Raw genomic sequence first — 20749 nt, 5'->3', positions numbered from 1 at the left:
CCCGCGTCGCAGCGGCCGAAGTTCGCTGTCGGGACCGGTCACGGCAGGATGGAGTCGACGTATCCGCCGTCCACCCGAAGGGCACCACCGGTGGTGGCCGAGGCCTGGTCCGAACTGAGGTACACGACCATGTGGGCGATCTCCTCCGGTTCGATCAGGCGCTGCAGCAACGACTGCGGCCGGTGCTCACGCATAAAGACGCGCTGGGCCTTGTCCCAGGGCAGGTCGCGGTCGACGAGTTCGTAGACGAAGTCCTCGACGCCTCCCGTGTGGGTGGGGCCGGCGATCACGGAGTTCACCGTGACGCCTGTGCCGGCGGCCTGTTTGGCGAAGCCACGGCTCACCGCGAGCAGCGCGGTCTTCGACATGCCGTAGTGGATCATCTCTGCGGGGATGACGACCGCCGAGTCGCTGGCGATGTACTGGATGCGCCCCCACCCGCGTTCGGTCATTCCCGGCAGGTACAGGCGGGTCAGCCGTACGGCGGCCAGTACGTTCACCTCGAAGTAGCGCCGCCACTCCTCGTCGGTGATCTGGAGGGGGTCTTCGGCGCCGAAGATCCCCAGGTTGTTGACGAGGATGTCAACCTGCGGCAGGGCTTCTGCCGCTCGACGGGCGCCCTCTTCGCTTGTCACGTCTGCCGCGACCGGGAAGAGATCGGCCTCGGGTACCTGCCGTGCCAATCGGGCGATGCTGTCGTCCACGCGCTGCGAGGTCCGGCCGTTGACTCCCACCCGAGCCCCGGCACGGGCCAGGCCGACGGCGATCGCCGCACCGATGCCCTGTGTGGAGCCGGTGACCAGCGCCGTGCGGCCTCTCAGATCGATCTGCATCTCGTCACACCCCTTTCGTGCATGTGTCTCCGCTCAGGTACCCATGTCGGCACCACGGCACAAAGGGTTCAGGCCTTCAGCGCCTGGATGGCCGCATCGGCGAATGAGTGGAAGCGGTGTGCGCCCTGGCTCTCGTCGCGGTGGACTCACGTGTCGCCGACGGCCACGGGGCACCGGCCCGACCGGCGGCACTGCCAGGGTTTCGGGTCGATCACGCCGGCGCCGGCGCGGCGGACGCCCTCCTGGTCGGCCGCCTGGCGGATGGGGTCCTTGACCGCGTCGCGCTGATCCTGCTCGCAGTCATTGAGGTGCGGGGGACAACCGGACGCGCGCTCGACGGCATCGCTCTTGGGCCACAGGTTGTCGAGCAGTGCGGCCACGTGGTCCGCTGCGCCGGCCGGCCGCCGGTAGACGCGTTCACAGCCTGTCGCCCAGTCCCGCAGCGGGTCCTTCAGCTCTTTCGCCGGCTTGCCCGCCTCGGAGGAGGAGACCACGACCAGCATCGGGTGCAGGTGCGCGATCCGCTCCACTGCCTTCCTGCGCCATGTGTCGCACGCCTGGTGCGTCCGCTGGTTGTTGGGGTGCGGGTCGCTGTCGGATGTCTTGACAGGCGCGCTGCACAAGTGCAGTGTTCGGCAACGTTGTCATAAGCGCTGGCAACGTTGTCATCCTTCTGGTCCCCGGCCGTGCCGTTCCTTGAACTCCCCTGATCGGAGCCGTTGTTCATGTCGGATCAGCCCCCTTCGCCCACCCGTCGTGCCGTTCTGTCCGCCGGCTCCACGCTGCTCGCCGGCTTCGGGCTCGGCATGGGCCCGCTCTCCACGACGGCGGCGGCCGGAACCGGACGGCCGGGCCAGGGTGCTCTCCCGGCCGAACTCGCCGCCCACCGGCCGGTGTCGGTGTCCTCCACCGACTACGCGCCCACGCCCGCGGAGTTCGCCGTGGACGGCCTCGGCATCACCGGGGTCCGGGGCACGGGATGGCGCGCCGCGGCCGGTGACCCGCAGTGGATCTCCGTGGATCTCCAGGCCCTGTGCGAGGTCGAGTCGCTGCGGCTCGTCTTCGAGGCGACCGTGGACGACCCGCCGTTCACCGAATCACCGAACGGCAGCCCGCGGGACAACACCACCGGGCAGGAGATCCTTTCCAGTTGCGCGGTCGCCTTCGTCGTCGAGACCTCGCGCGACAACCGGTCGTGGACCTCCGTGTACCACACCGACTCCGGCACGGGCGGGGTCATGGAGGTCGCCCTGGCCGAGCCCGTGACCGCGCGCTGGGTGCGTATGACGGTGCACAAGCGCTCCAACTCCAACCCGCTGGGCCTCAACGGCCTCCAGGTCTACGGCACCTGCCGCACCCGGCGGCCCTCGGTCACCGGCTGGACGGAATGGGGCTCCCGGCACCGCACGCCCGAACCCCTCCATGTGGCCGCGGACGGCACCGTCCCGCTGGAGTCCGGCTGGGACCTGACCATGGACGACTGGGCCGGCGCGGACGGCGCCGCACTGTCCGGGACCTCGGTGGACACTAGCCGGTGGCTGCCGGCGACCGTCCCCGGCACCGTGCTGTCCTCCCTCGTGGACCAGGGGCACCTGCCCGACCCGGTGGCCGGGTTGAACAACCTCCATGTCCCCGAGGCCCTGTCTCGGCACGCCTGGTGGTACCGGCGCCAGTTCCGCCTGCCGAAGGGGATCCGCGCAGGTGCGGGCCGGCACATATGGCTGGAGTTCGACGGCGTCAACCACAAGGCCGACGTCTGGCTCAACGGCAGCCAGGTCGGTACCCTCACCTTCCCCTTCGCCCGGGCCGCCTACGACGTCACGAAACAGCTGGCCGACGGCGACCAGACTCTCGCCGTGAAGATCTCCCCGATGCCGTTCCCTGGCAGTCCCGGGGACAAGGGCGCGGCCGGACTGGCGTTCGTGGACGCGGGCGCGAACATGATGAACCGCAACTCGCCGACGTACCTGGCCGCTTCGGGCTGGGACTGGATGCCGGCGCTACGGGACCGTGCGGCCGGCATCTGGAACCACGTCCGGCTGCGCTCCACCGGCGCGGTGGTGATCGGCGACCCTCGGGTGGACACCCGGCTGCCCGACCTGCCCGACACACGCACGGCGGAGCTGACCCTCGTGGTCCCGGTGCGCAACGCCGACACCGAGGCCAGACGTGTCACCGTCACCGCCGCCTTCGGAGACGTACGGGTGACACAGACGGTGGCCGTGCCCGGGGGCGACAGCACCGATGTCACCTTCACCCCTGCCGATCACCCCCAACTGCGGCTCCACGAGCCCAGGTTGTGGTGGCCCAATGGCTACGGCGAGCCGGCCCTGCACAGCCTGACGCTCACGGCCTCCGTGGCGGGCGAGGTGAGCGACCGGCGCACGACCCGCTTCGGGATACGCCAGTTCGGCTACGAGTACGAGGTGCCGCTGACCTTCCAGTCCGGCAGCGACGCGTACGCACAGACCGTGGACTTCACACGGCAGAAGGCACGGTACATACGGATCATGTGCCGTACGCGCGCCACGAACTGGGGCTCGTCCCTGTGGAGCCTGGCCGTGCTGGACAGCTCCGTGCCGACGACAGACCTGGCCCTGCGCAGGACGGCGACCGCTTCCTCCGTCGACGACCCCGCGCACCAGCCGGTCAACGCCACCGACGGCGACGCCGGCACCCGCTGGTCCTCGGCCTACCAGGACGACCAGTGGATCCAGGTCGACCTGGACTCCTCGGTGTCGTTCGACCGCGTCGTCATCACCTGGGAACAGGCGTACGCACAGACGTACACCGTCCAGGTCTCCGACAACGGCACCGACTGGACCGACGTGCGGAGCGTCGACAACACGGCGGCCCCACTCCCGTTCCACACTGCTGGGGCCGCGAGTCTGCAGAGCGCCGGGTTCACGGCGGCGACGGCCCGGTACGTCCGGGTGTTCTGCCGTACCCGGGCGACCAGTTGGGGATCCTCGCTGTGGAGCCTGTCCGTTGTGGACAGCACCTCACCGGGCACCGACCTGGCGCTGCGCAGGACGGCCACAGCGTCCTCGGAGAGCGACGGGACCCGGGCCGGACACGCGGTGGACGGGAACGCCGACACCCGCTGGTCCTCGGCCTACGAGGACAACCAGTGGATCCAGGTCGACCTGGGCTCGTCGGTGCGGTTCGACCGGGTGCTGCTCCTGTGGGAGCAGGCCTACGCCAGGACATACACGATCCAGGTGTCCGACAACGGCTCCGACTGGACGGACGTCAAGTCCGTCGACAACTCCACCGTGCCGCTCAAAGTCACCGTCAACGGCGTCCGGGTGTTCTGCCGCGGCGGCAACTGGGGCTGGGACGAGCTGCTGCGGCGCATGCCCGCCGCGCGCATGGACGCGGCGGTGCGGATGCACCGGGACATGAACTTCACCATGATCCGCAACTGGGTGGGCAGCAGCAACCGCGAGGAGTTCTACGCCAGTTGCGACGAGCACGGGCTGCTGGTGTGGAACGACTTCCCCAACGCCTGGGCCATGGACCCGCCGGACCACCAGGCCTTCCTCGACCTGGCCCGGGACACCGTGCGACGCTACCGCATCCACCCGAGCGTGGTCGTGTGGTGTGGAGCCAACGAGGGCAATCCCCCGGGTCCGGTCGACGAGGGCATGCGGGCCGCGGTCCAGTCGCAGGCGCCCGATCTGCTCTACCAGAACAACTCGGCCGGCGGGATCGTCTCCGGCGGCGGCCCCTACGGCTGGGTGGAGCCGGAGCGCTACTACGCCGCCTCCACCTACGGCAGCGGGAGCTTCGGTTTCCACACCGAGATCGGCATGCCGGTCGTGTCCACCGCGGAGACGATGCGCCGCCTCGTGGGCGACGAGCCCGAGTGGCCCATCGGCGGGGCGTGGTACCACCACGACTGGAGCACGCGCGGGAATCAGGCACCGCAGAACTACCGGACGGCCATCGAATCGCGGCTGGGCACGGCGACGGACCTGGACGACTTCTGCCGCAAGGCGCAGTTCGTCAACTACGAGAACCACCGCGCGATGTTCGAGGCCTGGAACGCCCGGCTCTGGGACGACGCCGGCGGACTGATGCTGTGGATGTCGCACCCCGCCTGGTACAGCACGGTGTGGCAGACCTACGACTACGACTTCGACGTCAACGGCGCCTATTACGGTGCCCGCAAGGCTGCCGAGCCCGTCCACGTGCAGGCCTCCCCGGTCGACGGTCGAGTGATCGCCGTCAACCACACCCCGCAACCCATCGGCGGCGCCGCCGTGGTGGCCCGGTGGTTCGACCTGGCCGGCCACCAGCTCGTACCCGAGCAGCGCGCGTCCGTCGACATGGCGCCCTCCTCCACCACAACGGCGTTCACCGCGCACGGGCCGGACCGCCTGCCCGACTTCCACCTGCTGCGACTGCGTCTCACCGATGCGCGCGGTTCACTGCTCTCGGAGAACACGTATTGGCGCTATCGCGATCCTGAGGCCATGCAAGCGCTGAACAGGGCTCAGCGGGCGCGGATCTCCGTCGGCATCACCGAGGTGCACAGGCGTCCGGGCAGCGCACGCCACGAGGTGACCGCACAGGTGGCCAACCGTGGATCGGCGGTCGCGGCCATGCTCCGCCTCTCGCTCCTCGACGCCCGGTCCGGCCAGCGGGTGCTGCCCGCGCTCTACAGCGACAACTACTTCTGGCTGCTTCCCGGAGAGTCACGCACGATCACGGCCTCCTGGCCGGCCGACGTGGTGACGTCACGGCCGGCGTTGCGCGTCGAGGGATACAACGTGCCCGAGAGCGTGAGCCGGTCGTAATGTCGGCACAGGGCCCTGCCACGGAGCGATCCCGGCCCGGTCGATCCGGTCCCACGTCTCCTTCTGCCGGACGGTCATGGCGTGCCAGTGCAACCCGCCCGGCCGTGCCGTGGCCCGGAATACGTACGGGGCCGGCCTGAGACCGGGCCGGGAGAAGCTGCCCGTGCCGTAGCACATACCCCGTTGCTGCCGCCCAGGCCACCGCGCCGCACCACCGCTGTCCGGGGCGATGCAGCATCATCTGCCGTCGCAAGCTGCATCTGCCTCGCAAAACTGCCGGAAGTCCGCGTTCACCGTGGCGAACCCTCCCTGCCGGAGGTAGCTCTCCCGTTCCTGCTACCGGTTCACGACCTCAAAACGGATCGGGCGCCCGATGGTCTCGGCGATCAGTTCGGCCTGTCGCCGATACGACAGGATTTCGGGGCCGTTGAGGGTGTAAGCCCGTCCACGGTGCCCGTCCTCCAGCAGGGCCCGGACGGCGACGTCGGCGCTGCCTGCTCAAGTCCAGTGCCTGACGCCACCTGCCTCTGACGCTGACCACCTGGCTGGTCATCCGCGGTCTCAGTCTCGTGGCCCACGGTGTGAGGGGGGCGCAACTGAATCTCCCACGTGGCCTAACAGGGCGGAAACCGGCCGATACAGCCGTCGGACTAGCTTCGTGATTATGAAGGTGTGGACGCCAATACGGCTGACGCTCGACAGGCTCGGCACGACCGCGAAGGTCGGCTTGGGCAAGCGCAGTTCAAGACGCCGGAGCAGCCGGACGTCTCACGACCGTCGGCCGATCCCTGGCTGGCGAAGCATCAGGGGCCGTGTGGCGGTGGTCATCACCATCCCGATCTGCCTGCTGTTGACCGTGGCCGGGCTCGCCGTGCACGGCAGCGCTGAAGCCCTCAGCGACGCGCGGACGACCCGTTCCGAGGTTGGCCTCAGCCTGCGGATCCAGGCTCTCGTGCACCAACTACAGCGAGAACGCGGCCTCACCAATGGCCTGTTAGGGGGAGAGGAGGAGTTCCGCTCGCAGCTGGATGCCACCCGCGAGCGCGTTGACAGGGCGTTACGCGACATGCGCCGCGAAAGCGCCGTCGAGGAAGTCGTCCAGCAGCGCTTGCAGCATCTTGACGACATCCGGGCCGCTGCGGACACCGACACAGCGGACCGGGCGGCGACCCTGACCTTCTACACCACTGCCGTCGACGCCCTCAACGCTGTCGACCCGGTAGCGGAGAGCCCGACCGGCACCGACCGCCAACTCCGAGACGGGCTTTCGGCATTGCACGAAATGGCCACGGCCAAGGAGTCGATCGCCCTCGAACGCGGCTTCCTCAGCGGTGTGTTCGCTCAGGGTGGCTTTCACGGCCGCGAATACCTCACCTTCACCGAGATACGTGCCACCCGCGTCGCCGCCCTCGCCCGATTCCGGCACACCGCCACCGCCCCTCAGCGTGCGGCCCTGAAGAAGGCCTTCGGCACTCGGGACGCCGAACGCGCCACTGCCTCCGAGAACCGGGCGGAAGGTGCCGCCGACGGCTCCGCGCTGCGCGTGGACCCCAGCGCCTGGTGGGATGCGATGACCGCACTCGTCGACGATCTGTACGCCGTCCAGCAGTTGGTGGGTGACGACGCAAGGAACCGGGCCGACCGACTCAGCCACGACGCCGAGGTCAGCCTCACCGCCTATCTCGTTGCGGGAGCGTTCATGGCCGCCCTCGTCGCGGGCCTCGCCGCCTTTGCCTCCCGTTCCCTCACCCGCCCGCTCGGAGCGCTCGCCGAGGCCGCTCACCACGTGGCGCGACACCGGCTGCCGGCAACCGTCGCCCGTATCCAGCACTCCCCGCAGGACCATGTCGGGCTCCTCCCGCCGGCTGACGCGCCGGACAACCCCGACTCACGGCTGCTGGGTGGCGCAGCGGAGATCGCCGAGGTCGCGGCGTCCCTGCACCAGGTGGAACACACCGCCGTCCAGCTGGCTGCCCAGCAGGCCGGCCTGCGCCGGAACACCACCGAATCGCTCGCCAATCTCGGCCGCCGCAACCAGAACCTCGTGCGTCGTCAGCTCGGCCTCATCACCCGCCTGGAGCGCAAGGAACTTGACCCGGACGCCCTCGCGGAGCTCTTCGAGCTCGACCACCTCGCCACCCGTATGCGACGCAACGCGGAGAATCTTCTGGTCCTGGCCGGCCAGAATCCGCCGCGGCCCTCGGCAGCACCCGCCGACGGCCTGGAAGTCGTCCAGTCCGCCGTCGCCGAAGTCGAGCACTACCGGCGGGTCCTGATCGCGTCCGTGGAGCCCGTGCGGGTGCGCGGGCACGCCGTCGCCGACATCGCCCACCTGCTTGCCGAACTCATCGACAACGGGCTGACTTTCTCGCCACCGAACGAACCCGTCGAGGTGCACGGCTGGTACGACACCGGGGACGACACGTACTGCTTCGCTGTCGTCGACCACGGCGTCGGGATGTCCGAAGCCGACAAGGAACGTGCCAACGCCCGCCTCGCCGACGCCGGCGAGGAGGCCTTCCTCGCCGCGCCCACCCGGTTCCTCGGCCACCTCGTCGTCGGCCGACTCGCCCACCGCCTCGGTGAAGGCACCCAAGTCAACCTTTTCGACACCACCGGCGGCGGACTGTCCGCACTCCTTGCCCTCCCCGGGCGCCTGCTCGCCCCCGTGGACGGCCCGTCCACCCCGCCCATGCCCGCCAGGCCCGCTGTCTCCACCCTGCTCAACGGCTTCCGAGCAGGTGTTGCCCGTGCCGAGGCTCAAAGCACACAAGGAGCGTCATCGTGACCACCGCCGTCCAGAATTTCGGCTGGCTCATCTCGGAGTTCGTACGCACCGCCGACGGTGTCACCGATGCGGTCGCCGTCTCCTCCGACGGCCTGCTCATGGCCGCCTCGGACAGTCTCGGTCGAGATCGCGCCGATCACCTCGCCGCCGTCGTCTCCGGCATCACCAGCCTCGCCCAGAACGCGGCAACGGCACACGGCTTCCGCGGCATGAAGCTCGTCATGATCGAAATGCTCGGGGGCTTCCTCATGGTCGGACGCATCCGCGACGGCAGCTGCCTCGGCGTCCTCGCCGCCGAGGGGTGCGACATCGGCCTGGTCGGATATGAAATGGCCGTGCTGGCCGACCGCGCCGGCGAACTGCTCACCCCGCAGCTGGTACGCGAACTCAACTCCACTCCCCTGGCGCCGGCATAGCTGAAAGCACGCCCTCGCCCGCTTCCTCCCGGCCGCCGGCCCTTCGAACGCGCCACTGCCGACATCGATGAGTTGCCCCCCCCGAATGCTGCAATCCGACGTGGGAACCAAGTTCATCGCCGGCGTGATCGTTGTCATCGGCCGCTGCCTTGCTGGGCAGCGGCCGATGACGGGGCAGTCCCGGACTTCATCGCCGTCGAAATCCACGAGCCATTCGGGTGGGGTCCGGGCAGGATGTGCCCGTGAACCATGTCCAGTACGGGCTCGCCGTCAATCCGTCTCTGCCGTCCGAGCTGGTCGACCGGCTGATCGCGATCGCGGACGCCGATCTCGGCTCGGAGCTTGCCGATCGGACGGACCTCAGCCGTGCGCAGGTGATCGCGCTGGCAGCGCGGGGCGAGGAGATCGCCGTGCGGCTGGCGTACGAGGGCCGGCTGACCGCCGCTGACGTTGATCCCGTGACAGAGCCGTACGCCGCGCTCGCCCTGCTCGACGAGGGGGCCGGCCGACCGGAGTGGGCACGCCTTCTCGCAGCACATCCGATCCCCGAGCGCCGGGAGAAGCTGGCCGCCTGCCCCTCTCTGCCCTCCGATGTGGTGGAGACGCTCGCCGCCGACCCGGATGTACGGGTCGTCGCGGAGCTCGCGCTGTGGACGACGCCTGAGGTGGCCGCCCGGCTCGCGGCGCATCCGCATGCCGAGGTCCGCCGCGCGGTGGCGGCCAACGAGGCGACGCCACCGACCGTACTGGCAATGCTGATCACCGGCGAGGGGCTCCCTCCGGCTCGACGGTGTCTGGTCTGCGACCGCGAGGAGACGCCGTTCGTGCACGATCCGCACTGCCCGCGGACCGACTGCGACCTGTCCCCAGGTGCCGCCTGCGACGGCTCCCACCAGTCCACCGTGCACGAGACGCAGCACATGGCACTGCTCAACCCCGCCACACCCATCGACGCCGCCGTCCGCCTCGCCGGCCATCCCTCGATGCTGCTGCGCAGCGCACTCGCGGCCCGGCCCGACCTGCCGTCGCCGGTCTGCGGACAGCTCGCCGAGGATCCCCTCCCCGGGGTTCGGGCCGCACTGGCCGGAAATCCCGCGATCGACGACGCCCTGATCCGCGCACTGGCCGCGGACCGGGGCCACGACGTGCAGCGCAGGCTGGCACACAATCCAAATGTGCCGCTCGACGTGCTCACCCGTCTGGCGGGCGTCACCAGGATCGGCCCGACCCTGCTGCCACGGATCGCCGCCGCCTCTCCGGCAGAGATCGCGGAGCTGGCCGAGTCGCCGAATCCGACCGTGCGGATGCTCCTGGCCGCACGACGCGATCTGCCGGCCGACATCCGTGGCGCGCTGGCCGCCGACCCCGACGCCAAAGTGGTCAAGTCCGTCGCACCGCACCCGGGCCTTCCCGAAACCGAGTTGCGTGCCATGGTCGCCCGGCACGGAGTCCAAGTGGTAGCCAAGGTGGCGGCCAACCCGGACGCCTCCCCCGCCCTGTTGGAAGACCTGACCCGCCATGAACCGCCGGTGCAGAAGGTCTTCCGCGAGGTCGCCCGGCATCGCAACGCGACGGCCCCGGCATTGCTGGCCTGCCTTGCGGACAGGCGGGCCAGGACCATAGCCGCTGGTCATCCGGCTCTGCCGCCGCCGGTCATCACCGAACTGCTCACCGACAACGACTCGCAGGTGGTCGAAGCCGCCGCGGCCAACCCGTCGCTGCCACCGGCCATGATGACGGAGCTGATGCCCTGGTAGGACTCCGTTTGGGTCTTCTTGCCGGGCCTGTCCGGGAGCATGTCGGGTGTGCGGACGCGCAGGAGGTGAACGCAACCGGATGCAACGGCCTCGCGTTCAGGCGGAGGCGCCGAGGCCGGTCTCGCCGTCCACCAGGGTGAGGATGTCGGCCTCGCTGTTCCTGTCCGTCAGCAGCACATGTCGCCCGCACGGCACGGGCCGCTTCCAGGGCGCGGGACGCTGCCACAGGCGTCGGCCGTGCCGCAGGGCGACGAGCCGGCCCCCAAAGCCCCGGCCGGGCAGGCGCGCGTAGACGTGGTCGCCCGCCACGGTGAGGCAGCCGTGGTGCTCACTGCCGCCGTATCCGAGGATCCAACGCGGCAGGGGGCGCGGCAAGCCTCCATGGTCGCGGTCCGCCCGGCCGGTCCACAGCCGCCCGGCGCCGTCGACGGCGTACAGCCACCCGTCCGCCACCGCGAAGCTCTCGTCGAGGGCGAGGCCGCCTGCCCAGAGCCGGTGCCGGACGGGCCGTTGCGGTGCGGCCAGGGGCCGGACGCGCCGCACGTGCGACAGCCACGTGCCGAACCAGACCGTCTCGCCCAGGTCGACGACCCTGAGGAAGGGGGTGTTGAGCCGGCGTCTGAGCCGCTGCGCGCCCACGGACTCGCCCGTCGCCGGGGACAGCCAGTGCAGCCGGCGGTCGGTACGGGAGTGCACGAAAACCAGCGTGGGCTGCATGTCGTCGGGACGCCAGGGCGCTAGGAGCGTCGAATCACCGAGGTCGCGGCGCCACAGCAGTCGGCCTGTGCGCAGGTCGAAGCCGTGGACCTGCGCGGCCGCGTCCCGCAACGCCCAGGCGCGCACCTCACGTTCCTCGCCGCGGACGACGAGGACGGGACCGGCCGTCGGGAGCCGGCCGTGCATGACGAACGGGCGCCGCCACAGCGTGCGCCCGCTCGCGACGTCGTAACCGCTGAGCAGGTGACAGCCCGACGCTCCGCGTCCCATGTGCCGTACCACCAGGGTGCGACCATCGCTCACGTGATCGTAGTAGCTGTTGAGGGGGCGGTGGTGCAGTACGGAGCCGGACCCGGTCTCCAGAACGGTGAGCTGCGCCCTGCGCGCCTGCGGCGGTTCGCGCCACGGGATCTCGACCGCCAGCACGATCACATGGCGGTCGGTCACGGTGACGGCGGCGGGTTTCGAGGTGTAGGGGTCGTGGCCGTGGATCGGGCCGCGCCAGAGCACCTCGCCGCTGTCACGGTCCAGTGCGGCGAGTTGGCCGCCCACCGGAAGAAACACCCGCGGTCCGGCGACGACGGGCGGCGACAGACTCCACACCGGCGCGGTCAGCGACCACAGTCCTGTGTCGGCCTCGATGGCGACCCGTATCGGCATCCGGTCCTGGATCACCCGGTTCCCCCTCCGAAGCGACGCCGCGGCACCGGACATGCTGCCCATGACCGGACCTCGCCACGCCACCGGTGCGATGAGCTGCGCGGACACCGCGCGGGCAGCCGCGTGACATCCCGGCCGGCGTGACAGCCCCCGCGGAGCACGCAGCTCGGAGAGAGGCTCGGCACACCACCGCAGGTCGCGTTCTCGGGCGCCGTGGAGCACGGTGCGGACCCGGGTGTTCCGGTGGTTCCGGGCGGGCATCGGGAAGGCGGAGGGACCCGGGAGGGGAGGGGGACGGGTGAAGGACGTGGTCGCCGGGGCGTTTCGCGGACTCGGGGTGGGCCGCAGTGCCGCGAAGTGGATGTCGCGCCTGCTGCAGGGTGAGGTGACCGACAGCGTGTGCCGTCTGCTGCCCGGAGCGGCGGGCGTCCGCACGGGCGCAGGGCGGTGGCTGACGATGGCGTCGTTCGCGCTGCCGCCCGCTATCGGCCCGCTCGCGACGCAACTGGTGCCCGCCGTCGACAAGAACCGCGCGCACGCGGCGGCTCTCCCGACCGTGCTGATGCTGGGCATCGGCAAGGGGCTGCTGGACCGGCCCGGCGCGGGCGCGCCCGCGCCGCTCGCTCCGGCACCCGCGCTGCACGGAGCGCGCAGGGAGGCGGAAGCGCTGGTGCAGGGCGAGCTGGGCACGTACCTGGAGGAAGAGCGGGCCCGTGCCATCAGGGCGCGGCTGGGGCAGTTCATGCGCGAGGCCATGGGGAACACCGACGGGGTGGACTGGGGCGGCTGGACGATGCTCGCGGCGCTCGAGGCCATGCGGCAGCACGGTGATGTGCTGCCCGAGCCGGGGCGCCAGGAACAGTCACCCGGGGCCCGGATGGCGGGCCGGTCGTTCCGGCTGGGCAGGGCACTGGCCTACGCGGTCGCGCTCGACCTCATCGCGTACGCGGAGGCGTACGGGGGTAGGGGCGGCGCGCCGTGAGCGGGGCTTCGGCGTCGCCGGCCGGTTCGGCCGCGGCGGCCTGCCGTCTCCGCGATTCGGGGTGACGCCGTGCTGTGGGAACTGGCGGTGCTGTGGGGAGCTCTGTTCTGTCTGCTCTGCTGGTCTGTCCCGGACCGCCAGGTCGACACCCGCACCTGTTTGCGCGGGACGGCAGCCGGGGCCGTGCTCTGCGCGTCGGCGTATCCCCGGGTGCTCGACGCCGACGGGCGCCCCTGGGCGGCGGCCACCGCGGCCGGGGCGCTGGTGTGCGCCGGGTGCGCGGCCCTGTGGCGACACCTGCGGGTGGCCAGGCGGCAGCGCGCCGACCCTCTGTACCGGCCGGAGGAGGCCGAACGGGCAGGTGAGGCGGGCCGAGGGCTCCTGGACCAGTACGACCGCGACGGCGACGTGGCCGCCCTGAACCGGGGCGTCGACGTGCTCCGGACCGCCGTGCGGCAGAGCGCCGGGCACGCCTTGCACGCCGTCCACGCCGGCAATCTGGTTCAGGCGCTGTACAGCAGGTACGAACGGCTGGGCGACCTCGACGATCTGGAAGAGGCGGTCGCCATCGGCCGGCAAGCTGCGCGGGCCGTGGCCGGCGATCCGTGCCGGCCCACCCTGTTGTCCGCGTTGTGCACCGCGCTGCGCTTGCGCCACGACCACCTGGGCGACCTCGCGGACCTGGACGAGGCGGTCGCCGCGGGTCAGGAGGCGGTGGACGCCGTCCCCGAGCGTGACCCCGACCGGTCCCACTGCCTCGGTGAACTGAGCGTCGCCCACTACAGCCGATTCGTTCGCACCGACCACCGCAAGGACCTCGCCGCCGCCGTCCTGTACCGGGAGGAGGCCCTGTGGGCTGCCGCCGAGCGCGCTCCTGCCCAGCCGCTCCACCTGGTCAACCTGTGCCACCTGCTGGCCGAACAGGCGCGGGAGACCGGCAGCCTGGCGAACCTGGAGCGCGCCGTGGCCGTCGGCCGGCAGGCCGTCGAGCTCACTCCCGCGGGACACCGTTGGCACGCGTCCGCCCGGACCAACCTCACCCTCGCCCTGCGCCTGCGCCACGCCCGGCTGCCCAGTGCGCAGGACCTGGACGAAGGCCAGCGGTTGTGCGAGGAGGCGATGGCCGGGCTGCCCGCCGGCCACCCGGTGCGGCCGCGGGTCCTGGCCAACCTGCTGATGGTCCTGCGTGCCCGCCGCGAGGCGCTGGGGACGGCACCGCAGAGTGCACCGCACAGTGCCGACCTCGACCGGGCGCTGCTGCTGGGCCGGGAGGCGGCGGCGAGCCAGGAGGCGGGACCGTCGATCCAGGTCGCGGTGGGCCTGGCGTGGGGCGACCTCGCGGCATCGGTGGGTGAGTACGCCCAGGCGGTCGAGGCGTTCGAGCACGTGATCGATCTGCTCCCCCACCTGGCGGCGCGCGATCTGCGGCGCACGGACCAGGAGTACCGCCTGGGCCGATGGAACGGCGTAGCCGCGGCGGCCGCGTCCTGCGCCGTCGCCGCCGGGCGGCCCGACAAGGCGGTGCTGCTGCTGGAGAAGGGGCGCGGCGTGCTGCTCGGGCGGGGGCTGGAGGCGCGCGCGGACCTCACGCGCCTGCGCGCCCGCCACCCCGGCCTGGCCCGGGAACTCGCCGAGGTGCGCGAGGCGCTGGAGGGCGTCACCGAACTCCGTTCACGGCCGGGCGAGCCGCCGGGCGGCCCGGCGTCCTCCGACGGCCCCCGCGCACCCGACCCGGCCGCCGGGGCAACCGGCCGGGAGCGGCTCCGCGCGTCCCACCGCGCCCTGCTCGCACGATGGGATGCGCTCGGGGAACGGATCCGCCACGAGGACGGATTCGCCGACTTCGGGCGGGCACCGGACCTGGACGACCTGCTCGCCCAGTCGCACCAGGGACCGGTCGTCTGTCTCAACGTCAGCAGAATCGCCTCCCAGGCGATCGCGCTCACCGGATCCGGTGTCCGGGTGGTGCCGCTGCCCGCGGCCACCGCGGAGGACACCGTGCGGCACATCATGACGTTCGAGGACGTACTGCGCTCCCGGCACCTTCGGGAAGAGGGGCAACGCTCCATCGCCGAGGTGCTGGAGTGGCTGTGGGACGCGATCGCCGGACCGGTACTGGAGGCACTGGACCTCGCGCGGCCGGTTCCCGGCGGGCCCTGGCCGCGGGTGTGGTGGGTCCCCACCGGCATCCTGTCGTTCCTGCCCGTGCACGCGGCCGGGTATCACGGCACCCGTGACGACCCGGAACCGCGCACGGTGCTGGACCGGGTCGTCTCGTCCTACGCCCCCACCGTGCGGGCCCTGGCGGCTGCCCGCGCCAGGCCCCCCGCCCCGGGCCCGCCGCGCCCCCTGGCCGTGGCCGTACCGGGCGAGCCCGGCACGGCCACGGCACTGCGTCACGCCCGCGCCGAGACCGACCTGGTGGGGCGCCTGTTCCCGGGCTCACGGACACTCATCGGCGAGCAGGCCACGCGGGAGCGGGTGCTGGCCGAACTGCCCCGCCGTTCATGGGTGCACTTCGCCTGCCACGGCGTGACGGACCTGGACGAGCCGTCGCACAGCAAACTGCTGCTGTACGGCCACGACCGCGGCGCCCACGCCGATGTCCTGTCGGTCGAGGACATCTCCCGGCTGGACCTGAGCGGCGCGGAACTGGCCTATCTGTCCGCCTGCGACACGGCCCACCCCAGCCTCCGGCTGCCGGACGAGGCGATCCATCTGGCCTCTGCCTTCCAGCTCGCCGGGTTCCCGCAGGTCCTGGCCGCCCTGTGGCCGAGCCATGATCGCGTGGCGTCCGGCTTCGTCGAGGAGGTGTACCGGCGGCTGGCGTCCACCCCGCCTGGTGACAATCGGCCCGACGGGGCTTCGGCGGCGCATCACGCGACGCGTGCGGCGCGCCGGGCCTACCCGAACTTCCCCGGGTTGTGGGCCGGTTACGTTCACGTGGGTGTTTGATCCGCCTCGGCACCGCCGGTGTCGGAGTCGTCCCGCGGTACCGGCGGCGCCACGGCTGCCGGTCCGAAAGGCGCCCGGGCCGGCTCGGCGACCCGGTCGTTCGGGGTGTAGCCACGGAACCCGTCCGGATCGGCCAGCAACTCCCTTTCCTGCGGCGTCAGTTCGGTCACTTCGGGACGGGGCGTCCCGTCTGCGGCCCTCTCGGTCACTCCCTTGCCCTCGCTTCCTGCGGCGGCGGGTCGAGCAGTTCCAGTACGTCGGTGTCTTCGGCACGGATGTGCAGTCCGGCGGAATGATCGATCCGGTGTGCGAAGCTGCCGTCGGGGTTCAACCGCCAAGCCGACTCCAGGAACAGTGCCGGCGGCTCCGGAAACGACGTGGCGTACGAGCGGGAGCCGTACCAACCACCGGCCCACGACCCGTCCTTCAGCCGTACGCGCACGAAGCACGAGCCGCGGGAGCGGAACATGTGGTCCCAGGCAGTGGGTGTGTCCCGGTAACGGGCGCGCAGCCTGCGGCGCTGCCACCATGAAACACCCGCCGCGGCGGCGGCCGGCACGACGAAGAACAGCAGCAGCCCGGTCAGCCCGGCGAGCCGCGGCCGCTGGAGCAGCCCTTGCCACCCGCTGTCCCCGCCATCGCCACGCGCCAGCCGCAGCAACTGAGGGCCCGCCAGGACCGCGTAGAGCGAATCCAGCACGACGGACGACACCAGCGCACGCAACACCCGCTCCCCGAGGTCGCGTTCACTCGGCAGCGGCCCCCGGAACCGCTCACGCATGAACTGGTACACGGCTCCGGGCAGCACGGCAACGACCAGCAGGGCCAGCTGAAGCACCGTCGAGGGCGCCTGTCCCATTCCCCCGCCTCCGTGCCGCCGTTGCCCTGCCCGCCGGTCCGTCGCACGGCTGCGCACACCACCGTACGAACCTCAGGGGAACGTGCCCAGATCCGGACAAGGGACAAACGTATCGCTGGTGGATGCAGGATGACGGCGCCCGGCGCACTCGGGTCCGCAGTGGCCGCCCTGGGTGCCCCTGGTTGGCTTCCGCAGGTCACAACGGAGGTTCGTCCGGCCGGTGATCGCGCTCCTCGGGCATCCCCGCGTAGGCGCGCATCGCCTCGCGCCGCTGGGGCAGACCCCACACGCGGACGACTGCCCAGAAGTTCGCCCACCTCCAGGTGTCCGTGTCCAGCGAGCCGAGTGTGCGTATCAGCCGCTGTTGCCGCTCGTCCAGCTCGTCGAACTCCGGGAGGCCGTCCGGGCCCGGCTCCCCGAAGGCCAGCCGCAGGGCTGCCGCGGCAACGGGGAAGGAGGCCGGTCCGGAGGTCGCGGACAGGCCGTCGGTCACGGCGTCCAGGGCCTCCTCCGGGAACCGATCGGCCAGCAGGGTGAGCGAGGTCGCGGCGTACCCGCGCACGTCGCCCTCGTGGAACAGGACCCCGGGCTCGGGCGGTACGGCCTCGGCGGCAGCCAGCTCGGCGAGCACCCCGGCGCTCACGGCCCGCTCGGCGCCGGTGGCGCCCAGCCGAGCGAGGGCGGTCGCCGAGGCCCACCGTACGACCGGCTCCCCTGCCGTGAGGAACGGCGTCAGCCGCCCCACGAGCCCGGCGTCGCCCAACAGTCCGGCGGACACCAGCGCGGTGGCCACGACCGCCGGCTCCGTCTCGCCGTCGAGCACGCCCAGCAGCCGCGGCAGCGTGTCCTCGGCCTCCTCGGGGAACCAGGCCAGCAGGTAGGCGGTCGCGGCGCGTACGGCCGGATCGTCGTCGCCCAACAACTCGCACAGGGCGGGAAGCTCGCCCCGCACCGCATCGTAGGCACCCAGTTCGGCTCCCGCAGCCGCCAGTTGCCGCTCGTGGTCGAACATCGCGCGCCGCATCTCGCGCACCCGGCGCTCGCCCTCGTCGGTCGCCGCCTCCACCCAGGCGTCGTACTCGGCGCGTATGTCCTCCGGGTTCCGCGCCCGGAACTCCGCCAGCTCGCGCCGCCAGCCCGCGATGTCCAGGCCGACGGGCAGATGCGCCTCGTCGTAGCCGATGGCGAGCGCCGCCAGCAGTTCCAGGTGCTCGTTGCGGTCGGGCAGCGAGACGTCGGCCGCCATGCGGGCCAGGAAGGGCACCGCGGCGGCCGAGGCCGGGTAGCGGCTGCCCTGGTGGAAGATGTTGCCGTACAGGGCGTGCAGGGCCTTGCTGCGCGCTTGCGCGTCGTCGGCGCACAGGGCGCGCAGTTGCCCGGGCACGTCGTCGGCTGGTCCGTACGCGTGCTCCAGTTCCGCCCAGTCGATCGCGTCCAGACCGGCCAGGGGTTCGTTGATCTCTGTCACGTTCCGCAACGTGTCACACGGCACTGACAGTCGGTCCGATCGGCCCACCGCCACCCGGACCTTCGCGGGCTGTCATCACCCCGGCCCGCCTGTCGGCGACGGGCCGGCGTGCTCCGGGCACTCCCGCGTGACGGACAGATCTTCACCTCCCCCGTCGGCCACGCGAGCGGCTTGCCCCGGTCATTTCGCGTATGCGCAGGTCGCTCTGCGGTTGCTAGCGCACCGACTGCGGCTCGGCTGCCGGGGCCGCTTCCTCGTCGAAGGTCATCTCCGGTGGAGCCTTCCGGAAGCCCTTGGTGAGGAAGACGAGGTAGCAGACCCCGACGGCCAGCCAGGCGAGGCCGAGGGTGAGGGCCTTGCTGTCGAGGTGGAACAGCAGCCACACATCGACGACAGCGCCGATCGCGGGCAGCAGGACGTAGGACCACAGGGCGGGACGCCGGCCTGCGCGGCGCTCGCGGATGTAGGTGGCGATGACGGAGAGGTTGACGAAGGTGAAGGCGGTGAAGGCGCCGAAGTTGATGAAGGACGTGGACGTAGCGACGTTCAGACGCAGCGCGATCAGGCCGACAGCGCCGGCGAGGAGGATGTTCAGGGCGGGGGTGTGGTACTTGGGGTGGATTCTTCCGAAGATCTTCCGGGGCAGTACCGAGTCGCGGCCCATCGCGTAGAGCAGTCGTGACGTGCTGGCCTGCGCGGCGATTCCGGAGGCGAACTGCGCGACGATCAGGCCGGCCAGGAACAGGGAGGAGAACAGGTCGCCGCCGATGTCCTTGGCGATCTCGAACGCGGCGGAGCTGGGATCGGTGAACGTGTACCCGGGGTGCGCCAGCTGCGTCGCGTAGGCGACCACGATGAAGATGCCGCCGCCGAGCAGCGCGGTGAGCAGGATGGCTCGGGGAATGGTGCGCTGCGGCTCGATGGTCTCCTCGGTCAACGTGGTGACCGCGTCGAATCCGAGGAAGGAGTAGGCGGCGATGGCGGCCCCGGCGGAGATGCCCGCGAAGCTGGTCGCGTGGTTGGCGAACGGTGTGACGCTGACGAGTCCCTGCGCTCCCTGGTGCTGGAAGACGTGCCGCAGGCACAGCAGAGCGAAGATCCCGACGACCAGGACCTGGAAGACCATCAGCAGGTCGTTCACCCGCTCCGCCGTCTTGATGCCTCTGATGTTGAGCGCGGTGGTGACCGTTATGAACGCGATGATCCACACCCAGAACGGGACGGAGGGGAACTCGGCCTGGAGATAGGCCCCGCCGATGAGCCAGATGACCATGGGCAGGAAGAAGTAGTCCAGCAGGGTGGCCCAGCCGACGAGGAATCCGATCCTCGAGTCGATGGAGCGCCGCACATAGGTGTAGGACGACCCGGCGACGGGGTGGGCCGCGGCCATCTTTCCGTAGCTGTGGGCGGTGAAGAGCATGGCGCCCAGCGCCAGCAGGTAGGCCGTCGGGACAGAGCCGTGGGTGCTGTCGGCGACGACGCCGTAGGTGCCCAGCACGATGATCGGGGCCATGTAGGCGAGCCCGAAGAGCACGACGGATCTGAGCGTCAGGCTGCGGGTGAGCGCGGGAGCGGGATTGGACATGGTGGTTCCTTGTGCCGTGGGGACGGGGAAGGGAGCAGATCAGCGGTCGGCGATCCGCCAGCGGCGGGGGTCGAGGCGGCCGTCGTAGAGCGGAAGGTCGAGGGGGACGTCGGTATCGGTGAACTGGTCCCACATGCGGTTGAGACCGGCGGTACCGAAGGCGCGTACGCGGGTGACGTCGTCCAGGTCGAGAACGTCGGTCAGCACGGCCGGCCCGGAGTCCGACGACTGGACGCGGATGCGCCCTTCGGGATCGACCACCACACTGCGTCCGGTGCCGATCGGGCCCGCGGTGTTCACGCTGACGACGTACACCTGGTTGACGATGGCGTTGGCCTGGGCGATGACGAGTTCCTGGGCCCGGTCCACGGATGTGGTCATGACCGGATTGATGATCACCTCGGCTCCCATCCAGGCCAGGTGACGGGCCACCTCCGGGAACCAGGCGTCGTAGCAGATCGCGAAACCTATGCGCCCGATCTCCGGGAGGTCCGCGACGACGAAGCGGTCTCCGGGGACATACGGCTCGAAGGGCCGCCACGGGAAGATCTTGCGGTAGTGGGCGACGAGCTGCCCTTGCGGGGAGAAGGCGAGGGCGGTGTTGAAGAGCTCGCCGCCCTCACCGCGCTCGCACACGGTGCCCGGGAGCAGCCATATGCCCAGGTCACCCGCGAGCTCGGCCAGCTGCTTCACACGTGGGCCGTCGAGCGGCTCCGCCGCGGCCTGCAGCTGGTTTTCCGACTGGACGGCCGGGCCGTCGATGCCGCACAGGTGCAGCTCCGGGTAGACGATCAGGCGGGTCTGCGGGAAGCGCGCCAGCACGCCCTCGACGTCTTCGGTGAATCCGGACAGAGGGTCCGTGGCCAGGCGGGGAGGAGCCTGTACCAGAGCGATGGGGAGGGGTCGGGACATGCGCAAGAAATTAAC

At 71.1% G+C, this 20749-nt stretch carries 14 protein-coding genes; 6 read left to right on the top strand and 8 right to left on the bottom strand.

Annotated elements, in window-relative coordinates; translation table 11 throughout:
- Window positions 1-38: 38 nt before the first annotated feature.
- Both ACIPSA_RS27565 and ACIPSA_RS27560 read right to left on the bottom strand, forming a co-directional pair.
- Window positions 39-833, bottom strand: a complete 795-nt coding sequence (locus ACIPSA_RS27565) for an SDR family NAD(P)-dependent oxidoreductase (RefSeq protein ID WP_402639053.1) — start codon at window positions 831-833, stop codon at window positions 39-41.
- A gap of 146 nt (window positions 834-979) precedes the next feature.
- Window positions 980-1456: a hypothetical protein gene (locus ACIPSA_RS27560; RefSeq protein ID WP_402639051.1), complete on the bottom strand. Its 477-nt coding sequence runs from the start codon at window positions 1454-1456 to the stop codon at window positions 980-982.
- 102 nt (window positions 1457-1558) lie between these two features.
- Here ACIPSA_RS27560 and ACIPSA_RS27555 point away from each other — a divergent pair, with 102 nt between their 5' ends.
- From ACIPSA_RS27555 to ACIPSA_RS27540, 4 genes are all read left to right on the top strand, one after another.
- Window positions 1559-5635 (top strand): discoidin domain-containing protein, encoded by a 4077-nt coding sequence (locus ACIPSA_RS27555; RefSeq protein WP_402639049.1) that lies wholly within the window; start codon window positions 1559-1561, stop codon window positions 5633-5635.
- A gap of 664 nt (window positions 5636-6299) precedes the next feature.
- Complete coding sequence (locus ACIPSA_RS27550; protein WP_402639048.1) at window positions 6300-8423, top strand: nitrate- and nitrite sensing domain-containing protein; 2124 nt, start codon at window positions 6300-6302, stop codon at window positions 8421-8423.
- Complete coding sequence (locus ACIPSA_RS27545; protein WP_402639046.1) at window positions 8420-8839, top strand: roadblock/LC7 domain-containing protein; 420 nt, start codon at window positions 8420-8422, stop codon at window positions 8837-8839. Before ACIPSA_RS27550 ends, ACIPSA_RS27545 begins: the two co-directional genes overlap by 4 nt.
- A gap of 242 nt (window positions 8840-9081) precedes the next feature.
- Window positions 9082-10596 carry a hypothetical protein gene (locus ACIPSA_RS27540; RefSeq protein WP_402639044.1) on the top strand — a complete coding sequence of 505 codons (1515 nt, stop codon included), beginning with the start codon at window positions 9082-9084 and terminating at the stop codon, window positions 10594-10596.
- A gap of 96 nt (window positions 10597-10692) precedes the next feature.
- Here ACIPSA_RS27540 and ACIPSA_RS27535 read toward each other — a convergent pair whose 3' ends face one another.
- Entirely contained in the window at window positions 10693-12036 is a 1344-nt protein-coding gene (locus ACIPSA_RS27535) for a PQQ-binding-like beta-propeller repeat protein (protein ID WP_402639041.1), read from the bottom strand.
- Window positions 12037-12271: 235 nt separating this feature from the next.
- Here ACIPSA_RS27535 and ACIPSA_RS27530 point away from each other — a divergent pair, with 235 nt between their 5' ends.
- Together ACIPSA_RS27530 and ACIPSA_RS27525 are read left to right on the top strand one after the other, a co-directional pair.
- On the top strand, window positions 12272-12955 hold the full coding sequence (locus ACIPSA_RS27530; protein ID WP_402639039.1) for a hypothetical protein: 684 nt from the start codon (window positions 12272-12274) through the stop codon (window positions 12953-12955).
- Between the two features lie 69 nt (window positions 12956-13024).
- Complete coding sequence (locus ACIPSA_RS27525) at window positions 13025-15910, top strand: CHAT domain-containing protein (RefSeq protein ID WP_402639037.1); 2886 nt, start codon at window positions 13025-13027, stop codon at window positions 15908-15910.
- Here ACIPSA_RS27525 and ACIPSA_RS27520 read toward each other — a convergent pair.
- The 5 genes from ACIPSA_RS27520 to ACIPSA_RS27500 form a co-directional block, all read right to left on the bottom strand.
- Entirely contained in the window at window positions 15895-16080 is a 186-nt protein-coding gene (locus ACIPSA_RS27520) for a hypothetical protein (RefSeq protein WP_402639035.1), read from the bottom strand. The two genes, ACIPSA_RS27525 and ACIPSA_RS27520, sit on opposite strands and share 16 nt — an antisense overlap.
- A 35-nt stretch (window positions 16081-16115) precedes the next feature.
- The gene (locus tag ACIPSA_RS27515; RefSeq protein ID WP_402639033.1) at window positions 16116-16769 is read right to left on the bottom strand and encodes a DUF6338 family protein; all 654 of its coding nucleotides are present in this window, start codon (window positions 16767-16769) and stop codon (window positions 16116-16118) included.
- A gap of 196 nt (window positions 16770-16965) precedes the next feature.
- Complete coding sequence (locus ACIPSA_RS27510; protein ID WP_402639030.1) at window positions 16966-18237, bottom strand: HEAT repeat domain-containing protein; 1272 nt, start codon at window positions 18235-18237, stop codon at window positions 16966-16968.
- 214 nt (window positions 18238-18451) lie between these two features.
- Window positions 18452-19822 carry an APC family permease gene (locus tag ACIPSA_RS27505; protein WP_402639028.1) on the bottom strand — a complete coding sequence of 457 codons (1371 nt, stop codon included), beginning with the start codon at window positions 19820-19822 and terminating at the stop codon, window positions 18452-18454.
- A gap of 39 nt (window positions 19823-19861) precedes the next feature.
- Window positions 19862-20734 carry a carbon-nitrogen hydrolase family protein gene (locus tag ACIPSA_RS27500; protein ID WP_402639026.1) on the bottom strand — a complete coding sequence of 291 codons (873 nt, stop codon included), beginning with the start codon at window positions 20732-20734 and terminating at the stop codon, window positions 19862-19864.
- Between the last annotated feature and the right edge of the window lie 15 nt (window positions 20735-20749).

This window comes from Streptomyces sp. NPDC086549, from assembly GCF_044746205.1.
Lineage (GTDB): Bacteria > Actinomycetota > Actinomycetes > Streptomycetales > Streptomycetaceae > Streptomyces.
Note: the sequence above shows the minus strand (reverse complement) of the source record. Positions and strands in the feature narration are given on the sequence as shown.

Bases quoted from the DNA above. Each gene is read 5' to 3' on its own strand.
- ACIPSA_RS27565 (WP_402639053.1), bottom strand. From the start codon at position 833: ATGCAGATCGATCTGAGAGGCCGCACGGCGCTGGTCACCGGCTCCACA.
- ACIPSA_RS27555 (WP_402639049.1), top strand. From the start codon at position 1,559: ATGTCGGATCAGCCCCCTTCGCCCACCCGTCGTGCCGTTCTGTCCGCC.
- ACIPSA_RS27550 (WP_402639048.1), top strand. From the start codon at position 6,300: ATGAAGGTGTGGACGCCAATACGGCTGACGCTCGACAGGCTCGGCACG.
- ACIPSA_RS27535 (WP_402639041.1), bottom strand. From the start codon at position 12,036: ATGGGCAGCATGTCCGGTGCCGCGGCGTCGCTTCGGAGGGGGAACCGG.
- ACIPSA_RS27515 (WP_402639033.1), bottom strand. From the start codon at position 16,769: ATGGGACAGGCGCCCTCGACGGTGCTTCAGCTGGCCCTGCTGGTCGTT.
- ACIPSA_RS27505 (WP_402639028.1), bottom strand. From the start codon at position 19,822: ATGTCCAATCCCGCTCCCGCGCTCACCCGCAGCCTGACGCTCAGATCC.
- ACIPSA_RS27500 (WP_402639026.1), bottom strand. From the start codon at position 20,734: ATGTCCCGACCCCTCCCCATCGCTCTGGTACAGGCTCCTCCCCGCCTG.